This window comes from Amycolatopsis sp. NPDC114484, from assembly GCF_055633755.1.
Genome location: NZ_JBVKDQ010000011.1, coordinates 185,522 through 200,198 on the forward strand (window position 1 = coordinate 185,522; position 14,677 = coordinate 200,198).

13 protein-coding genes are annotated in these 14,677 nt (G+C 70.2%); 5 read left to right on the forward strand and 8 right to left on the reverse strand.

All coding sequences use genetic code 11. The features are described 5' to 3' along the window. Window positions 1-31: 31 nt before the first annotated feature. The gene (locus ACZ7SW_RS26260; RefSeq protein ID WP_470233005.1) at window positions 32-2,143 is read right to left on the reverse strand and encodes an elongation factor G-like protein EF-G2; all 2,112 of its coding nucleotides are present in this window, start codon (window positions 2,141-2,143) and stop codon (window positions 32-34) included. Between the two features lie 443 nt (window positions 2,144-2,586). Here ACZ7SW_RS26260 and ACZ7SW_RS26265 point away from each other — a divergent pair, with 443 nt between their 5' ends. Beyond that, window positions 2,587-4,179 carry a M4 family metallopeptidase gene (locus tag ACZ7SW_RS26265; protein ID WP_470233006.1) on the forward strand — a complete coding sequence of 531 codons (1,593 nt, stop codon included), beginning with the start codon at window positions 2,587-2,589 and terminating at the stop codon, window positions 4,177-4,179. A 150-nt stretch (window positions 4,180-4,329) separates the two neighbouring features. Here ACZ7SW_RS26265 and ACZ7SW_RS26270 read toward each other — a convergent pair whose 3' ends face one another. Both ACZ7SW_RS26270 and ACZ7SW_RS26275 read right to left on the reverse strand, forming a co-directional pair. Continuing rightward, on the reverse strand, window positions 4,330-4,650 hold the full coding sequence (locus tag ACZ7SW_RS26270) for an AzlD domain-containing protein (RefSeq protein WP_470233007.1): 321 nt from the start codon (window positions 4,648-4,650) through the stop codon (window positions 4,330-4,332). Then, window positions 4,650-5,345 carry an AzlC family ABC transporter permease gene (locus tag ACZ7SW_RS26275; protein ID WP_470233008.1) on the reverse strand — a complete coding sequence of 232 codons (696 nt, stop codon included), beginning with the start codon at window positions 5,343-5,345 and terminating at the stop codon, window positions 4,650-4,652. Before ACZ7SW_RS26275 ends, ACZ7SW_RS26270 begins: the two co-directional genes overlap by 1 nt. A gap of 70 nt (window positions 5,346-5,415) precedes the next feature. Here ACZ7SW_RS26275 and ACZ7SW_RS26280 point away from each other — a divergent pair, with 70 nt between their 5' ends. Then, on the forward strand, window positions 5,416-5,979 hold the full coding sequence (locus ACZ7SW_RS26280) for a helix-turn-helix domain-containing protein (RefSeq protein ID WP_067580008.1): 564 nt from the start codon (window positions 5,416-5,418) through the stop codon (window positions 5,977-5,979). A gap of 85 nt (window positions 5,980-6,064) precedes the next feature. Here the strand turns inward: ACZ7SW_RS26280 and ACZ7SW_RS26285 are convergent, their stop codons facing one another. Beyond that, the gene (locus tag ACZ7SW_RS26285) at window positions 6,065-7,087 is read right to left on the reverse strand and encodes an NADPH:quinone reductase (RefSeq protein ID WP_470233009.1); all 1,023 of its coding nucleotides are present in this window, start codon (window positions 7,085-7,087) and stop codon (window positions 6,065-6,067) included. 43 nt (window positions 7,088-7,130) lie between these two features. After that, window positions 7,131-8,729 carry an AMP-binding protein gene (locus ACZ7SW_RS26290; protein ID WP_470233010.1) on the reverse strand — a complete coding sequence of 533 codons (1,599 nt, stop codon included), beginning with the start codon at window positions 8,727-8,729 and terminating at the stop codon, window positions 7,131-7,133. Between the two features lie 175 nt (window positions 8,730-8,904). Between ACZ7SW_RS26290 and ACZ7SW_RS26295 the strand changes: the two genes are divergently transcribed. Further along, complete coding sequence (locus tag ACZ7SW_RS26295) at window positions 8,905-10,080, forward strand: iron-containing alcohol dehydrogenase (RefSeq protein ID WP_470233011.1); 1,176 nt, start codon at window positions 8,905-8,907, stop codon at window positions 10,078-10,080. A gap of 57 nt (window positions 10,081-10,137) precedes the next feature. Here ACZ7SW_RS26295 and ACZ7SW_RS26300 read toward each other — a convergent pair whose 3' ends face one another. Both ACZ7SW_RS26300 and ACZ7SW_RS26305 read right to left on the reverse strand, forming a co-directional pair. Further along, window positions 10,138-10,755: a TetR-type transcription factor C-terminal domain-containing protein gene (locus ACZ7SW_RS26300; RefSeq protein ID WP_470233012.1), complete on the reverse strand. Its 618-nt coding sequence runs from the start codon at window positions 10,753-10,755 to the stop codon at window positions 10,138-10,140. A 38-nt stretch (window positions 10,756-10,793) separates the two neighbouring features. Continuing rightward, window positions 10,794-11,771, reverse strand: a complete 978-nt coding sequence (locus ACZ7SW_RS26305) for an NADPH:quinone oxidoreductase family protein (protein ID WP_470233013.1) — start codon at window positions 11,769-11,771, stop codon at window positions 10,794-10,796. A 117-nt stretch (window positions 11,772-11,888) separates the two neighbouring features. On the opposite strand from ACZ7SW_RS26305, the gene ACZ7SW_RS26310 reads away from it, so the two are divergent. Beyond that, window positions 11,889-12,746 carry a MaoC/PaaZ C-terminal domain-containing protein gene (locus ACZ7SW_RS26310; RefSeq protein WP_470233014.1) on the forward strand — a complete coding sequence of 286 codons (858 nt, stop codon included), beginning with the start codon at window positions 11,889-11,891 and terminating at the stop codon, window positions 12,744-12,746. Between the two features lie 89 nt (window positions 12,747-12,835). Next, complete coding sequence (locus tag ACZ7SW_RS26315) at window positions 12,836-13,312, forward strand: cupin domain-containing protein (RefSeq protein WP_470233015.1); 477 nt, start codon at window positions 12,836-12,838, stop codon at window positions 13,310-13,312. 6 nt (window positions 13,313-13,318) lie between these two features. Here the strand turns inward: ACZ7SW_RS26315 and ACZ7SW_RS26320 are convergent, their stop codons facing one another. Continuing rightward, on the reverse strand, window positions 13,319-14,560 hold the full coding sequence (locus ACZ7SW_RS26320; protein ID WP_470233016.1) for a flavin-dependent oxidoreductase: 1,242 nt from the start codon (window positions 14,558-14,560) through the stop codon (window positions 13,319-13,321). Between the last annotated feature and the right edge of the window lie 117 nt (window positions 14,561-14,677).

The following is a 14,677-nucleotide window of genomic DNA, read 5'->3' on the forward strand; positions in this document are numbered from 1 at the left end:
GAGGCGAACCACCGCCCGCCTCCCGTCCGGGTCAGGTCGGCACCACCGCTCCCTCCGGCATCGGTTCGAACCGGGCGTGCCGACGCGTGAACGTAGCCGTCCCCGACGTCAGCGACCGGAGGTCCACCGCGTACCGCAGCAGTTCCGCCGCGGGCACCTCCGCGTGCACCACGGTGTGCCCGCCCTCCCCGGATTCCGTGCCCAGCACCCGGCCGCGGCGGGACGACAGGTCGCCCAGGACAGTGCCGAGGTGTTCGTCCGGCAGGCTCACTTCGACGGCGTCCAGCGGTTCCAGCAGCGAGATCCGGCTGGCCGCCGCGGCTTCCCGCAGGGCCAGCGCGCCCGCGGTCTGGAACGCCGCGTCCGACGAGTCCACGCTGTGCGCCTTCCCGTCCGTCAGCGTCACGCGCACGTCCACCACCGGGTAGCCGTCCTGGACGCCACGCTGCAGTTGTGCCCGCACGCCCTTCTCGACGCTCGGGATGAACTGGTGCGGCACCGCACCGCCGACCACCTTGTCCACGAACTCGAATCCGCCACCGCGCGGCAGCGGTTCGACCTCGATGTCGCACACCGCGAACTGCCCGTGCCCGCCGGACTGCTTCACATGCCTTCCGTGTCCGCGGGCGGGTTTCGCGAATGTGGAACGCAGGCTGATCCGCACCGGTTCGGTGCCGACGTCCGCGCCGCCCGCGCGCAAGCGCGACAGAACGACGTCCGCGTGTGCCTCGCCCATGCACCACAGCACGAGCTGCCCGGTCTCCGCGTTGCGTTCCAAGCGCAGGGTCGGATCGCCCGCGACGAGGCGGGAAAGGTTGCGGGACAACGTGTCCTCGTCGCTGCGGGACTTCGCGACGACGGCGACCGGCAGCAGCGGTTCGGGCATCCGCCACGGTTTCATCAGCAGCGGATCCTCCGGCGACGACACGGTGTCGCCGGTTTCGGCGGACCCGACCTTGGTCAGCGCGCACAGATCGCCCGCGACGCAGTACGGCACCTCGCGCAGGTTCGCGCCGAGCGGTGAATACAGGTGGGCGACGCGTTCGTCGGCGTCGTGGTCTTCGTGGCCGCGTTCGGTGAGGCCGTGGCCCGAGACGTGCACAGCGTTCTCCGGCCGCAGCGTCCCGGAAAACACCCGGACGAGCGAAACTCGTCCCACGTACGAGTCAACCGCGGTGCGCACGACCTCGGCGGCGAGGGGGCCGGCCGGGTCGGCGGACAGCGCGTCGTGCGCGGCGCCGTCGGGGCTGGTCACGCCGGGCGGCTGGTGTTCCAGCGGCGAGGGGAAGGCCCGCACGATGCCGTCGAGCACCTCGGCGAGGCCGACCCCGCTGGTCGCGCAGACCGGGATGACCGGGTGGAACGAACCGCGCGCGACGGCCGTCTCGAGGTCGGCGATCAGCACGTCCTCGGCGATCTCCTCGCCGCCGAGGTAGCGGTCCATGAGGGTCTCGTCCTCGCTCTCGGCGATGATGCCCTCGATCAGTTCGTTGCGGGCGTCGGCGAGCCCGTCCAGCGCGGCCGGGTCCGGGTCGCTCACGCGCGGCGGGTAGCCGGCGGAATAGTCGTACCGGCGCCGCGTGACGAGGCCGACCAGACCGTCCGGCGCGGGGAGGTACAGCGGCAGCACGCCCGCGCCGAAAGCGGCTTGGCAGGCGGCGATCTCGGCGAGCGCGTCGGCGCGGTGGTGGTCGAGCCGCGACACCACGACGGCGCGCGGCATGCCCACCGACGCGCATTCCTCCCACACGGCGATCGTGGCGGCGTCCACTCCCTCGGCGGCGCACACCACGAACAGCGCGGCGTCCGCGGCTCGCAGCCCGGCGCGCAGCTCGCCGACGAAATCGGCGTATCCCGGGGTGTCGATGAGATTGATTTTGTGCCCGGCGTGCAGCACCGGGGCGACGGAGAGCCCGACTGAGCGCTGCTGGCGCACGGCCGCCGGGTCGTGGTCGCACACGGTGGTGCCCTCCACGACCGAACCGGCGCGCGGCACGGTGCCGGACGCGGCGAGCAGTGCCTCGGTGAGCGTGGTCTTCCCGGAACCGGAGGGCCCGACGAGGACGACGTTGCGCACCTTGGCGGGGTCGTCCACAGCGACGGCGGCCCCGGGGTCGGTACTCCTGTTCTGCTTGTCGGCCATGACGGCCTCCTCAGCGACGGCGGGTGGAAGAACTGTGTCCTCGATCACACACCCGCGACCCGCCGGGAAGCAAGGCGGACGGCCCGGGACCAGCCGTTCGCTGAGCGAGGGCTGCCCGCGTCCCGGGGCGCTCGATTCCCTTGTGGACGGCTCGGCTTGACGTGTCCACAAAGGACTGTCCGGGAATTGATGCCGGATTTATCCTGAACGCCGGTCTGCTGCCGAGGTGGGCGAGTGGCGATTCTTGGGCGGAAAGAGGAATTCCCGGAAAACGGGAACCGGAAATCAGGACCGATGCGGCGAAGTTGATAAATTAACGACCTTCGTCGGTTGTCCCAAGTTGGGAAAAACCCGACTCTTGGCGGGGTTCGATCCCATTCCACTTCCGAATCCGGCCCCCACCCCCGGGTCTGATCCGGCCTGTCCGGAGGAGAACACCGCCGATGAAATCGCGCCGACCGCTCGTGCTGCTCGCAGCCGGGGTCTTGGCCGGGGCCGTCACCACGGCCACCGCCGCCCACGCACAGCCTCTCGAACCGCAGAGTCCGCAGGCCGCCGAGGCGATGGCCGCCGGCGCCGCGCAGACCCTGGTCGCCTCCCGGCCCGCCGCGCTGCACGCCAGCAAGGACGACGTTTTCCAGCAGCACAAGGTGATCTCGTCGACCAACGGGCTGAAGTACGTGCCGTACGACCGCACCTACAAGGGCCTTCCGGTCGTCGGCGGCGACTTCGTCGTGGCCACGAACTCCTCCGGGCAGGTGCTCGCCACCTCGGTCGCGCAGACCGCCGCGATCGACCTGCCGAGCACGTCGCCGAAACTGACCGCGAAGCAAGCCGAAGCGATCGCCCGTACCCAAGTGCCCACTGTGGACAGTGTGCAGCCCGCGACGCTCGCCGCTTACGCGCTCGGAAGCCCGAAACTCGCCTGGACGACCAGGGTGACCGGGCGGAACGCGGAAGGGCCGAGCAAGCTGGACGTCGTCGTCGACGCGACGACCGGGAAGGTCCTGCACACGCAGGAGCACGTGGCCTACGGCGACGCGCAGGGCGTGTGGAACGGCCCGGAGCCGCTGCATCTCGACACGTCCTCGGACGGCGCCGGCGGTTTCTCGATGACCGATCCGACCATCGCGAACCTCAGCTGCCAGGACGCCTCCACCCAGCAGACCTTCACCAAGTCGACGGACAGCTGGGGCAACGGCGACGAGACCGACAAGGAAACCGGCTGCGCCGACGCCCTGTACGGCATCCAGCAAGAGAACAAGATGCTGACGCAGTGGCTGGGCCGCAACAGCTTCGACGGCAACGGCGGCGGCTGGCCGATCCGCGTCGGCCTCAACGAGCAGAACGCCTACTACGACGGCACCCAGGTCCAGGTCGGCAACAACACCGCGGGCCAGTGGATCGGCTCGCTCGACGTGATCGGGCACGAGTTCGGCCACGGCATCGACGACCACACCCCGGGCAGCATGTCCGGCAGCGGCACCCAGGAATTCGTCGCGGACGTCTACGGCGCCTCGTCCGAGTGGTTCGCCAACGAGCCCTCGCCGTACGCGGTCCCGGACTTCCTCGTCGGCAACCAGGTGAACCTCGTCGGCAGCGGGCCGATCCGCAACATGTACGACCCGTCGCAGCTGGGCCACGCGAACTGCTACGACGACTCGATCCCGGGCACCGAGGTGCACGCCGCGGCCGGCCCCGGCAACCACTGGTTCTATCTCCTCGCCGAGGGATCGAGCCCGACCAACGGCCAGCCGGCCAGCCCGACGTGCAACAACTCCAGCGTGACCGGGGTCGGCGTGCAGACCGCCGTGAAGATCTTCTACAACGCGATGCTGCTCAAGACCTCCGGCAGCTCCTACCAGAGCTACCGCACTTGGACGCTGACCGCGGCGAAGAGCCTGTTCCCCAACGGCTGCACCGAGTTCAACACGGTGAAGGCGGCTTGGGACGCGGTGAGCGTGTCCGCGCAGCCGGACGAGCCGACGTGCGGCGCTGCCGGCGTGACGGGTTCGCGGGCGATTTCCGCTCGATGAACCGAAACTGATTTCCCCACCGGCGGGAGGGGGAGACGAGCACTCGTCTCCCCCTCCCGATCGTTATTGCGTGCCGAGTGAAAAACTGGTCTTTCTTCGCTTGCCGAGAATTCTTTGCCGAAGGGTGCCGCGCAATTTCGCCGGGAGCGGTTACGGCACTCCGGCTAGCCGGAGCAACGCCGCGGTCGCCGCGGCGGCGATCACTACCAGCACAAATGGCGCTTTCCGCCACGCGAGCACCCCGCCCGCCAGCACTCCGGCAGGCCGGGCGATCCCGGCGAATTCCTGCCCCTGGGTCAACGCGCTGGTCGCGACCAGCGCGGCGAGCAGGACTACCGCCGAGAGCGTCATCAGCCGCTCGGCGCGCGGGGACAGCCGCACTTTCGTGCGCAACAGCGGTCCGGCGAGGCGGAACGCGAACGTCCCCGCCGCCAGTACGAGCGTCGCGATGATCAGTTCCGCGCCGTCCATCAGTGCGCTCCTTCCAAGGACTTCGGCTCTTTCGCCGCGGCTCCGGCCACCACCCCGACCAGCGCCAGCAGCACTGGCAGGCCCGCCGGGAGCAGGGGAGTGGCCGCGAGCGCGACCACCACGCCGATCAGCACCGGCAACCGCGCGGCCCGGTCCTTCAGCGACGGCAGCACCAGCGCGAGCAGCACCGCCGGGAAGGCGGCGTCCAGGCCGAACGCGTCGGTGTCGCTGATCGCGGACCCGGCGAACGCGCCGAGCACGACCCCGAGGTTCCAGCACACGAACAGCCCGGCGCCGCACGCCCAGTACGCCGCGCGCCGCCGGTCGGCGTCGCGCTGGGCCAGCGCGAACGCCACGGATTCGTCGATCATCAGATGGCTTCCGGCCAGCCGCCCGAGCAGGCCGCGGCCGAGCGCGTCGCCGATCGCGAACCCGAACGGCACGTGCCGCGCGTTCACCAGCAGCCCGGCGGCGACCGCGGCGAGCGGATTGCCGCCCGAGGCGACGATGCCGACGAACATGAACTGCGACGCGCCGGCGAAGACCAGCAGGGACAGGAGCATCGGCGCCCACAGCGGGAAGCCGGAGCCCACCGCGATGGTGCCGTAGGAAACGGCCACGAGGGCGTCGGCCAGGCACACGAGACCGATGTCGCGGGCGAGGCCGCGATCGAGTGTTCGCCAAATCGAACGCATAGTGTCCTATGCTGAACACGTCGGGGCCTGTTCGTCAAGGCGAACGAGAAGACTGATGGAGCGAACACACATGCCGAACGAGAGCACGGGCGCGCCGCTGGACATCATCGCGGCGTCCCTGCGCCGCGAACGGGCCCGCGCCGGCCTCTCGCTGACCGAGGTCGCGCGCCGGGCGGGCCTGGCGAAATCCACGTTGTCCCAGCTGGAATCGGGGTCCGGCAACCCGAGCGTGGAGACGCTGTGGGCCCTCGGCGTCGCGCTGGACGTGCCGTTCTCCCGGCTGGTCGAGCCGGAACGGCAGGAGGTGAAGGTGATCCGCGCGGGCAAGGGCCCGACGGTGTTCGCCGAACACGCCGACTACGCGTGCACGCTGCTGTCCGCGTGCCCGTCCGCGGCGCGCCGGGACATCTACCTGGTGAGCGCGGAGCCGGGCATCCCGCGGCGGTCGGATCCGCACATGAGCGGCGTGGTCGAGCACACCGTGCTGTGCGCGGGACGGGCCCGGATCGGGATCATGGACGATCCGGTGGAGCTGCTGCCGGGGGATTACATCTGCTATCCCGGGGACGTTCCGCATATCTTCGAGGCGCTGGAGCCGGGGACGTTCGGGGTGGAGATTTCCGAGTACAACTGAGCGGTCATTCGCCGGTGCAGCTTCAAGTCCGTGAGGGGAACCCTGAGGGAATCAGATTCCCTCAGGGTTCCCCTCACGGACCGCGTTACGCCGGTGTCACGTCGACAAGGACCTTTCCCAGGGCCCCGCGTTCGACCGCGCGGTGGGCGTCCGCGACGCGGTCGAGTCCGTACCGGTGGATCGGAAGCCCGTGCTCGGCACCGACCTCCAGTGCGCCTGCGGCCGCGGCGGCGTGCACGTCGGCCAGCGCGTTCGCTTTGCTTTCCGGATCGGTCGTGTAGGTGAAGGTGAAATCCAGCTGCACGTTTTTGACCAGCATTTCCCGCGACGGGATCGGGAGGCGGTCGGCGTCGCCGTAGCTGTAGACGTTGATGTTGCCGCCGTGGGCGAGCGCGGCCAGGTCGGCAGTCAGGTTGGCGCCGAGGTCGAGCTCGACGATGTGGTGTGCCCCGGCGGGCGCCAGCCGCGAGACGCGCGCGGCGACGTCCTCGGTGCGGTAGTCGATGACGTGATCGGCACCGGCGTTGCGGGCGAGTTCCGCCTTTTCCGGGCTGCTGACGGTCGCCAGGACGGTCGCGCCCGACCAGGCCGCAAGCTGGATCGCGGCGTGGCCGACCGACCCGGCGCCGCCCTGGACCAGTACGGTGCGGCCGGCCATCGTGCCGGGGCCGAGGCGGCGCGGTCCTCGGGCCGAAGTGGTCAGGGTGCGGTGCGCGGTCAGGGCCGGGATGCCGAGGCTGGCTCCGACGTCGAAGCTCGTGCCGTCCGGCAGCGGCATAACGTGGCGGGCGGGAACCGAGACGAACTCCTGCGCGGTGCCCGCCGGGCTTTCGAATGCGACGTCCCACAGCCAGACCCGTTGGCCTGGCGAGAAATCCCGCACGCCCTCGCCGACCGCGTCGACGATTCCGGCGCCGTCCTGATGCGGGACTTGTTCCTCGAACCGCAGTCCTGACGACTGGCCGGAACGGCTGCGCCAGTCGGTCGGATTCACGCCGGACACGACGACGCGGACCCGGACCTGTCCCGGTGCCGCGGCGGGAACGTCCCGCTCGACGAGACGGAGCACCTCGGGGCCGCCGGTGCTGCGGTAGACCACTGCCTTCACGAATAAACCCTTCCGAGCATTGTCTTTCAATCGCGCGCGGACCTCAGCGCGCGAGTGTGATTCCCGCGGCTTCGCGATCCCAGGTGTCGGCGGTCACGGCCGATTCCCTCAGGACTGTTTTCTGGATTTTGGCGGTCGGCGTCTTGGGCAATTCCGGGACGAACCGGAGATACCTGGGCACCATATAGTACGCCATCCGCGGTTCGAGAAAGCGGATCAGCTCGACCGGGTCGAGGCGTGCTCCGGGAACGGTCGCGATCACCGCCAGCACCTCGTCCTCGGAAATCTCGCTCGGCACCGGGACGACGGCCACCTCGCGCACGCTCGGATGCGCCATGATTTCCGCTTCGACCTCCATCGACGAGATGTTTTCGCCTCGCCTGCGGATCGAATCCTTGAGGCGGTCGGCGAAGTAATAGTTGCCGTCCGCGTCTTTGCGCGCGGTGTCCCCGGTGTGGAACCATCCGTTGCGCCACGCCTTCGCGGTCGCCTCCGGCATCCGGAAATACCCGTGGGACAACGCCCACGGCGCGTCGGTGCGCAGCGCGATCTCGCCGACCGAACCGACCGGGACCTCGCGATCGGACTCGTCGACCAGCCGGATCTCGACGCCGGGCCGGGCCTTTCCGCACGTGCCCTTCTCGGCCGGATTCGGCCCGGACACGATCGGCGCGGACAATTCCGTCATGTTGTAGATCGTGTAGACGTCGACGCCGAACCGTTTCGAGAACGCCGCGATGTCGTCGAGAAGCGGGACGACGAAAACCTTGGTCAGCGGATTGCCTGCGTCGCCGGGATCCGGCGGGAGGCGGTTCACGAAATTGGCCATCACGCCGAGCAGGAAAACCATGGTGGCGCCGGTCCGCCGGATCTGCCGCCAGAACTTCTCGCCGCTGAACCGCTCCACCACCGCGACCGAGCCGCCGTTCAGGAGCATCGCGTAGAGCAGGGTCGAGCCGCCGGCGTGGAAAGCGGGCATGTTGATGAGAAACCGGTCGTCCGCGGTCATGATCGGCATCGACACCGGGCCGAAGGCGGACCAGGCCTGCATGTACGACGTCAGCACGCCTTTGGACGGGCCGGTCGTGCCGGAGGTGTAGAGGATCGCCTGCGTGTGCCAGGGCTCGATCGGGGTGGCCGGTTCGGCTGTTTCGCCGTCGAGGTTCGGCAGGTCCGCGGCCCGGACTACCGAGACGCCGTCGAGATCGGGTTCGCCGTCGCCGACCTGGACTGCGAGACGGAGGCCTTCGCGCGGGCCGATCTCGGCCAGGCGGGGCAGCAGTTCCGCGTCCGCGATGATGATCTCGGCCTCGGAGTTGTCCAGCACGTGCGCGAGGAGGCCGCCGCGATACGCCGTGTTGATCGGCACGAACACCGCGCCGAGATAGTTGATCGCGAACCAGAACCGCAGCACGTCCGGTCCGTTGGGCAGCCAGCACACGACGTTGTCGAACTGCCGCACGCCGAGCGCCTCCAGCGCCGCGGCGGTTCGCCGCACCTCGCGCAGCAGGTCTGCCCGCGTCCAGGCCGGCCCTCCGTCGAAGACCGCGAAGACCTTGTCCGGGTCTTCGGCCGCGCGGCGCTCGAGGAGGTACCTGAGCACCAGCTCCTCGCGGGGCGGGACTCTCGGATCCACAGGCACGGCGGGCTCCCTTCGGATCACTTCTCGAACGGTCGGTACAGTTCCATGCCTACCGTACCGCGTCAAGTGCGCGAACGCGCCGCGAGGTCTCGACTAAATACCGGATGACCGGTACAGTTCTGGCCGCTGCCCGGTCGGGCCGGCCACAATGACGTGCGAACCCGGAGGTTGCCCCATGCCCGAAGTCCTGACGTTCGAGATGCCGCGGGTCGAGACTGTCGTCCAAGGCACCGGGGCGGTGCGCGAGATCGGTGCGGAACTCCACCGCCGGGGGCTGCGGCGGGTGTTCCTCGTGACCGGCCGGTCGGTCGGCGGGAGCGAGGCCTTCGCGAAACTGGCCGCTGGCCTCGGCGACCGGGTCGCCGGGACGTTCGACCGGGTCAAGGCGCACAACCCGGTCGAGCTGATCGTGGAGCTGATCGAGCAGGCGCGCGCCGCGCAAGCCGACGCGTTCGTCGCCGTGGGCGGCGGTTCGCCGTGCGACGCGGCGAAACTGGCCGCGATCGGTCTCTGCGAGGGTTCGGGCTCGGTCGAGGACCTCGCCCGCAACTACCTGGAGTTCGAGTATCCGAGCACGATCCGCCGTCGTCCGCTGACCGGCACGCCGATGCCCGTCTTCGCGGTTCCGACGACGCTGTCGGCGGCCGAGTGGGACGGGTTCGCCGGGTCGGTCGACGAATCGCGCGACACCAAGGACCTGACGGTCTATCTCGAGGCGACGCCCCGCGTGGTCTTCCTCGATCCGGAGTTCTGCGCGAACACCCCGCGCGACCTGTGGGCCACCACCGGCGTGCGGGCGCTGGACCACGCGGTCGAAACCGCCTACGCCAAGAACGCCCACCCCTTCACGACGGCGCTGGCCGAGGGCGCGCTGACCATCCTCGCCGAGTACCTCCCGCGTTCCGTCCGCGATCCGCACGACCACGAGGCCGCGCTCAAGTGCCTGCAGGCCGCGTGGATGTCGATCGTCGGGGTGCACAACGTCTCGCTCGGCCTTTCCCACGCGATCGGCCATCAGCTCGGCGCGGTCGGGATCCCGCACGGGGTCACCTCGTGCATCATGCTTCCGCACGTGATGCGCTTCCTGGAGCCGGTGACGTCGGCGGAGCAGGCGCGGATGGCGCGGTCGCTGCAGCGGGTGCAGGGCGACGCCGAGGAGCTTTCCGCGGCGGACCGCCTGGAGCGGATCCTCGACCAGCTCGCGGTGCCGCGCCGGGTGTCCGAGTTCGGCGTCGGGCGCGAGAAGCTGAACGGCGTCGCGCGGGCCGCGCTGGGCGACATCGTGGTCCGCGAATCGCCGCGGACGGTCGACGAGACGGTGATCCGGGAGCTGCTGGAGGCGGTCTGGTAAGCGCCGGGCGCGAAAAAGCGGGGCCGGGATCATTCCGGCCCCGCTTTTCTTCGCGGGCTAGCGCGGGTCCTGCCGGATCCCGTTGAGCAGCGTGTCGGTGAAGAGGTCGGCGATCTCCTCCGGGGTGCGCTCGCCGTCCGGCCGGATCCACGCGTACGAGTAGTTGTAGTGCCCGAGAATGCCCTTGACCACCAAGGGATCCAGCTCGCGGAACTCGCCCGCCTCGGCGCCGCCGCGGAGGATCCCGGCCACCATCGTCTCGTACCGGTCGCGCGCGTCCTGGATGACCGCGCGCCGTTGCCCGGTGAGGGCCTTGAACTCCTGGAACGCGACGGTCCACTCCAGCGCGTGCTCCGCGAGATTGCGCATGGTGGACCGCATCAGCTGCCGGAACCGCTCCCGGTAGGTCGTCTCGGTCGCGACGATCCAGCCCGACTGCTCGAGCAGGTCCGACAGCCGCGTGTGGCAGATTTCGAACAGCAGCGTCTCTTTGCTGCCGATGTGGTGGTACAGCGCGCCCCGGCCGATCCCCGTGTCGTGGGAGATCATCTCGATCCCGGTGGCGTGGTAGCCGTTCTCGGCGAACAGCCGGACAGCGGACGTCATGATGCGCTGCCTGGCTTCCGTCCCCGCCCGGTTCGAGCGTCGTGCGGTGCCGCCGGGCTTCACAGGCATAGAACGCTTCCTTCGCTGGTCGAGGAGAGGAGACGAGGCTAGCCGATCGGCGCGGCGTCGAGAACGACCTTCCCGGACGTGGCGCGGTCTTCGATGGCCTGCAGCGCCTTCGCGGCGTCGGCGAGCGGGAAGACGTGGCCGACCACCGGCCGCACGAACCCCTCGCGGGCGAGCCGGGTGAGCTCCGCGGCGGAGGCGGCCGCGACGGTGTCGTCCCGTTCCACGAAACCGCCCCAGTAGACGCCGACGACCTCGATGTTCTTGAGCAGCAACCGGTTCACCGCGATCTCCGGGATCCCGCCCGCCGCGAACCCGATCACCAGGTGCCGTCCCTCCGGGCGCAGCAGCCGGATGGAATCGGCGAAATACTCGCCCCCGACCGGGTCCACCGTGACGTCGATTCCCTGCGGGGCGACGGCGCGCACCGCGGCGGCCCAGCCTTCTTCGGCGACCACGACGTGGTCCGCGCCCGCGGTTTCGGCGACAGCGACCGTGCCCGCCGAGTCGACCACTGCGGTGACGATCGCGCCGAGGCCCTTGGCCACCTGGATCGCCGCCGTGCCGACCCCGCCCGCCGCTCCGTGCACCAGCACGTGCTCGCCCGCGCGCAGCCGGCCGCGCCGGACCAGGGCGAAGTGGACGGTCTGGAAGTTCATCGCGAAGGCCGCGCCCTGCTGGAACGAGAGTTCGTCGGGCAGTGGGAACGTCACCGCGGGCTTGGCGGCGACCACCTCGGCATACCCGCCGCGCGGGACGTAGGCGGCGCACCGGTCGCCGGCTTTGACCGCCGCGCCCGCGGGAGCCGACCGGACCGTCCCGGCCACCTCGACGCCGGGAACGAACGGGAGTTCGGGCCGCACCTGGTACTGGCCGCGGGTCATCAGGGCGTCGACGAAGCTGACGCCGGCGGCTTTCACGTCGATGACGATGTCGCCGGCGGCGGCCTCGGGCTCGGCCACCTCGACCAGCTCCACCGCGGCGGGTCCGTCGAGCGAGGAAATCTGGATCGCGCGCACTGTGCTCCCTCAAATCGGATTGCGGGCCGGCCGGTCCGGAAAAGGGCGGACCAGGCTCGGCGAGGTTCTGTTACTGTACCGACTGTTCAGTTTTTAGCAAGCGAGGGCGGACGGCCGATGGCGACCGAGCACGTGATCCGAGTACTGCCGACCGACAGCCCCGGGCTGGTCCGGACGGCCGAGAGCCGCGTCGACGACCGCTGGCTGCGCGCCTTCGCGGCCGCCGTCGGCGACACCCGCGACGAGTTCTTCGATCTCGACCGCGGCATCGTCGGCCACCCGGTGTTCCCGGTCTGCGTCGAATGGCCGCTCATCGAACAGGGGGCTCCGGGGATCGAGCTGTCCGAGGAAACGCTGAGGCTGGGCCTGCACGTCGCGCACCGGATCCGGACGCGGGCGCCGTTGCGTCCCGGCGAGCAGGTGCGGACCGAGGCACGGCTGCACCGTGCTGAGGCGCGGACCGGCGCGGCGCTCATCGTCACGGAGTTCCGCACCACCGCGCCCGACGGAACGCTCCTCGTCACTTCGCAGGTGAGCACGCTGTACCGCGCTGTTCGGCTCGAAGGCGTCGAACTTGCCGCCCCAGCGCCAAAATCCCGAGTCTCGGCTGCTGATCTCACCTGTATTGAGACGTTCGAGGCCGACGCGACCAACGCGGTCGTCTACAGCGAATGCGCGAGGATCTGGAACCCCATCCACACCGACATCCGGGTCGCGCGCGCCGCAGGACTGGCCGACACGGTCCTGCACGGTACGGAAACACTCGCGCGAGCAGTCTCCGCCGTGACCCGCGCTTGGCCGGGCCGCGCCGAGGTCGCCGGAGTCGAATGCCGTTTCGCCAACCCGGTTTTCCCCGGGATGACGTTGTCCGTCCACGCAGGCCAGCCGCTTCCCGACACCATCGCCTTCGACGTGCGCGCGTCCGACGGGAGACCGGTTCTCGCGGACGGTCTCCTCACGTTCGCGGCCCGGTGACCGGGAAACGCATCGGACTGGCGGCTGTACACCGGCGACCGGATGGCGCAGAGTCCCTGTCGGACGGAAACCATCGGCCAGGAGGTGTGATGACCGGCGAGGAAATCGTGCTCGGTCCCCTGCCCAAGGGGATCACCCCCGCCCGGGAGGGCATGCGGGGCAAGGTGTGGAACGTGCTCGGCCACACCTACTCGATGAAGGCGGCCAGCGAGTCGAGCTTCGCGTTCGAGACCCTCGACCCGCCCGGGACCGGGGTGCCGCCGCACGTCCATCCGACCCAGGACGAGCACATCTACATCCTGGAAGGCGTGTTCACGCTCTACCTCGACGGCAAGTGGGAGACCGCGGGCCCCGGCGACACCGTGCGGATGCCGAAGGGGCTCCCGCACGCGTATTACAACCGCGGCGAGGGCATGACCCGCGGGCTGTTCTGGGTGAGCCCGGCCGGGCAGCTGGCGACGCTGTTCGACAAGCTGCACAACCTGACCGACCCGGCCGAGGTGGTCCGGGTGTCGGCGCTGCACGACGTCGATTTCCTGCCGCCCGGTTCGGTGGAGGGCGCCTGACCCGGCTCAGGCGCGGTTCACCTGCTGCTGGGACGCTCCGGAAGCCTGCGCGTAGCCGGCGACGATCGCCTCGAGCGTCGCCGCGTCGATCACGTCTTCGAGACGGGTGAAGCCGTCCGGCGCGCGGCGTTCGACCTCGTCGATGACGTTCTCCGGCCCGCCCCGGCGGTTGCGCAGCACGATGTCGCTGGTGGCCGGGAGGCGGTCGGCTTCGTAGGCGCGCAGCGCCTCGACGGGATCGGAGCGCCGCGTCAGGTGCCAGGCGAGGCTGGACGCGTCGAGGATCGCCTGGCCGGCGCCGTTGGAGCCCATCGGGTACATCGGATGGGCGGCGTCGCCCAGCAGCGTCACGCGTCCGTGCGACCACACGGGCAGCGGATCCCGGTCGCACATCGGGAATTCGAAGATCTCTTCGGTGGCCCCGGCCAGCGCGACGTGGTCGACCGCCGGGCACCGGAACCGCCCGAGGTGGCGGGCCAGCTCCGCCCGGTCGCCGGGTTTGGCCCAGTCCTGCCGGTCCGGGGGAGGGGAGCCGGGCTGTCCGGTCCGGACGCAGACCGCCCAGTTCGTGAGCCGGGCGCCCGCGCTCTTGCCCGGCCCGATCGGATAGACCACCAGCTTGGCCTCGGTGCCGCCGGAGACGATCATCGAGGCGCCGCCGCCGAATTCCGGCCAGTCGGTGGCTCCGCGCCACATCAGGACGCCGCTCCAGCGAGGCGATCCCTCTTCGGGGAACAACAGGGACCGTGCGGCCGAGTGGATTCCGTCGGCCGCCACCAGGACGTCGCCGGTCGCGGTGACCGGGGCGCCGCTGTTCCGCTCGGCGAAGTGCGCCCGGACGCCCTGCGCGTGCTGGTCGAACCCGGTCAGCCGGTAGCCGGTCCGCACCGCGTCCGGGCCGAGCCGCGTCCGGACCGCTCGCAGCAGCATTTCCCGCAGCCTGCCCCGGTGCAGGCAGTACTGGGGCAGGGTGAACCCGGCGTCGAGTCCGCACGGTTTGCGCAGGATCACCTGCCCGAGGCGGTGGGTGTAGAACAGCTCGCGGGTGCGGATTCCGATCTCGTCCAACTGGTCGAGCAGTCCGAGCGCGGCCAGTTCCTTGACCGCGTGCGGAAGGGCGTTGATGCCGACGCCGAGTTCGCCGATCCGCGCGCTCTGCTCGTACACCGCGCATTCGACGCCTTCGCGGTGCAGCCGCAGGGCCGCGGTCAGCCCGCCGATCCCCGCTCCGACGATGACGACCTTCACCCGCGACCTCCCGTCCTCGACTGCCCCAGCCTGGCGGAGACCGGCTGGCCGCGCTACCGCCGAGTGGAGGGGCGGATCATCGGACGCGGGTTCGAGCGGTGGGAGCGAGTGTCTGGA

Excerpts from the sequence above, each read along its gene's own strand:
- ACZ7SW_RS26260 (WP_470233005.1), bottom strand. The coding sequence starts at position 2,143 with ATGGCCGACAAGCAGAACAGGAGTACCGACCCCGGGGCCGCCGTCGCT.
- ACZ7SW_RS26310 (WP_470233014.1), top strand. The coding sequence starts at position 11,889 with ATGGCGACCGAGCACGTGATCCGAGTACTGCCGACCGACAGCCCCGGG.
- ACZ7SW_RS26265 (WP_470233006.1), top strand. The coding sequence starts at position 2,587 with ATGAAATCGCGCCGACCGCTCGTGCTGCTCGCAGCCGGGGTCTTGGCC.
- ACZ7SW_RS26275 (WP_470233008.1), bottom strand. The coding sequence starts at position 5,345 with ATGCGTTCGATTTGGCGAACACTCGATCGCGGCCTCGCCCGCGACATC.
- ACZ7SW_RS26270 (WP_470233007.1), bottom strand. The coding sequence starts at position 4,650 with ATGGACGGCGCGGAACTGATCATCGCGACGCTCGTACTGGCGGCGGGG.
- ACZ7SW_RS26315 (WP_470233015.1), top strand. The coding sequence starts at position 12,836 with ATGACCGGCGAGGAAATCGTGCTCGGTCCCCTGCCCAAGGGGATCACC.
- ACZ7SW_RS26300 (WP_470233012.1), bottom strand. The coding sequence starts at position 10,755 with ATGCCTGTGAAGCCCGGCGGCACCGCACGACGCTCGAACCGGGCGGGG.
- ACZ7SW_RS26280 (WP_067580008.1), top strand. The coding sequence starts at position 5,416 with ATGCCGAACGAGAGCACGGGCGCGCCGCTGGACATCATCGCGGCGTCC.
- ACZ7SW_RS26295 (WP_470233011.1), top strand. The coding sequence starts at position 8,905 with ATGCCCGAAGTCCTGACGTTCGAGATGCCGCGGGTCGAGACTGTCGTC.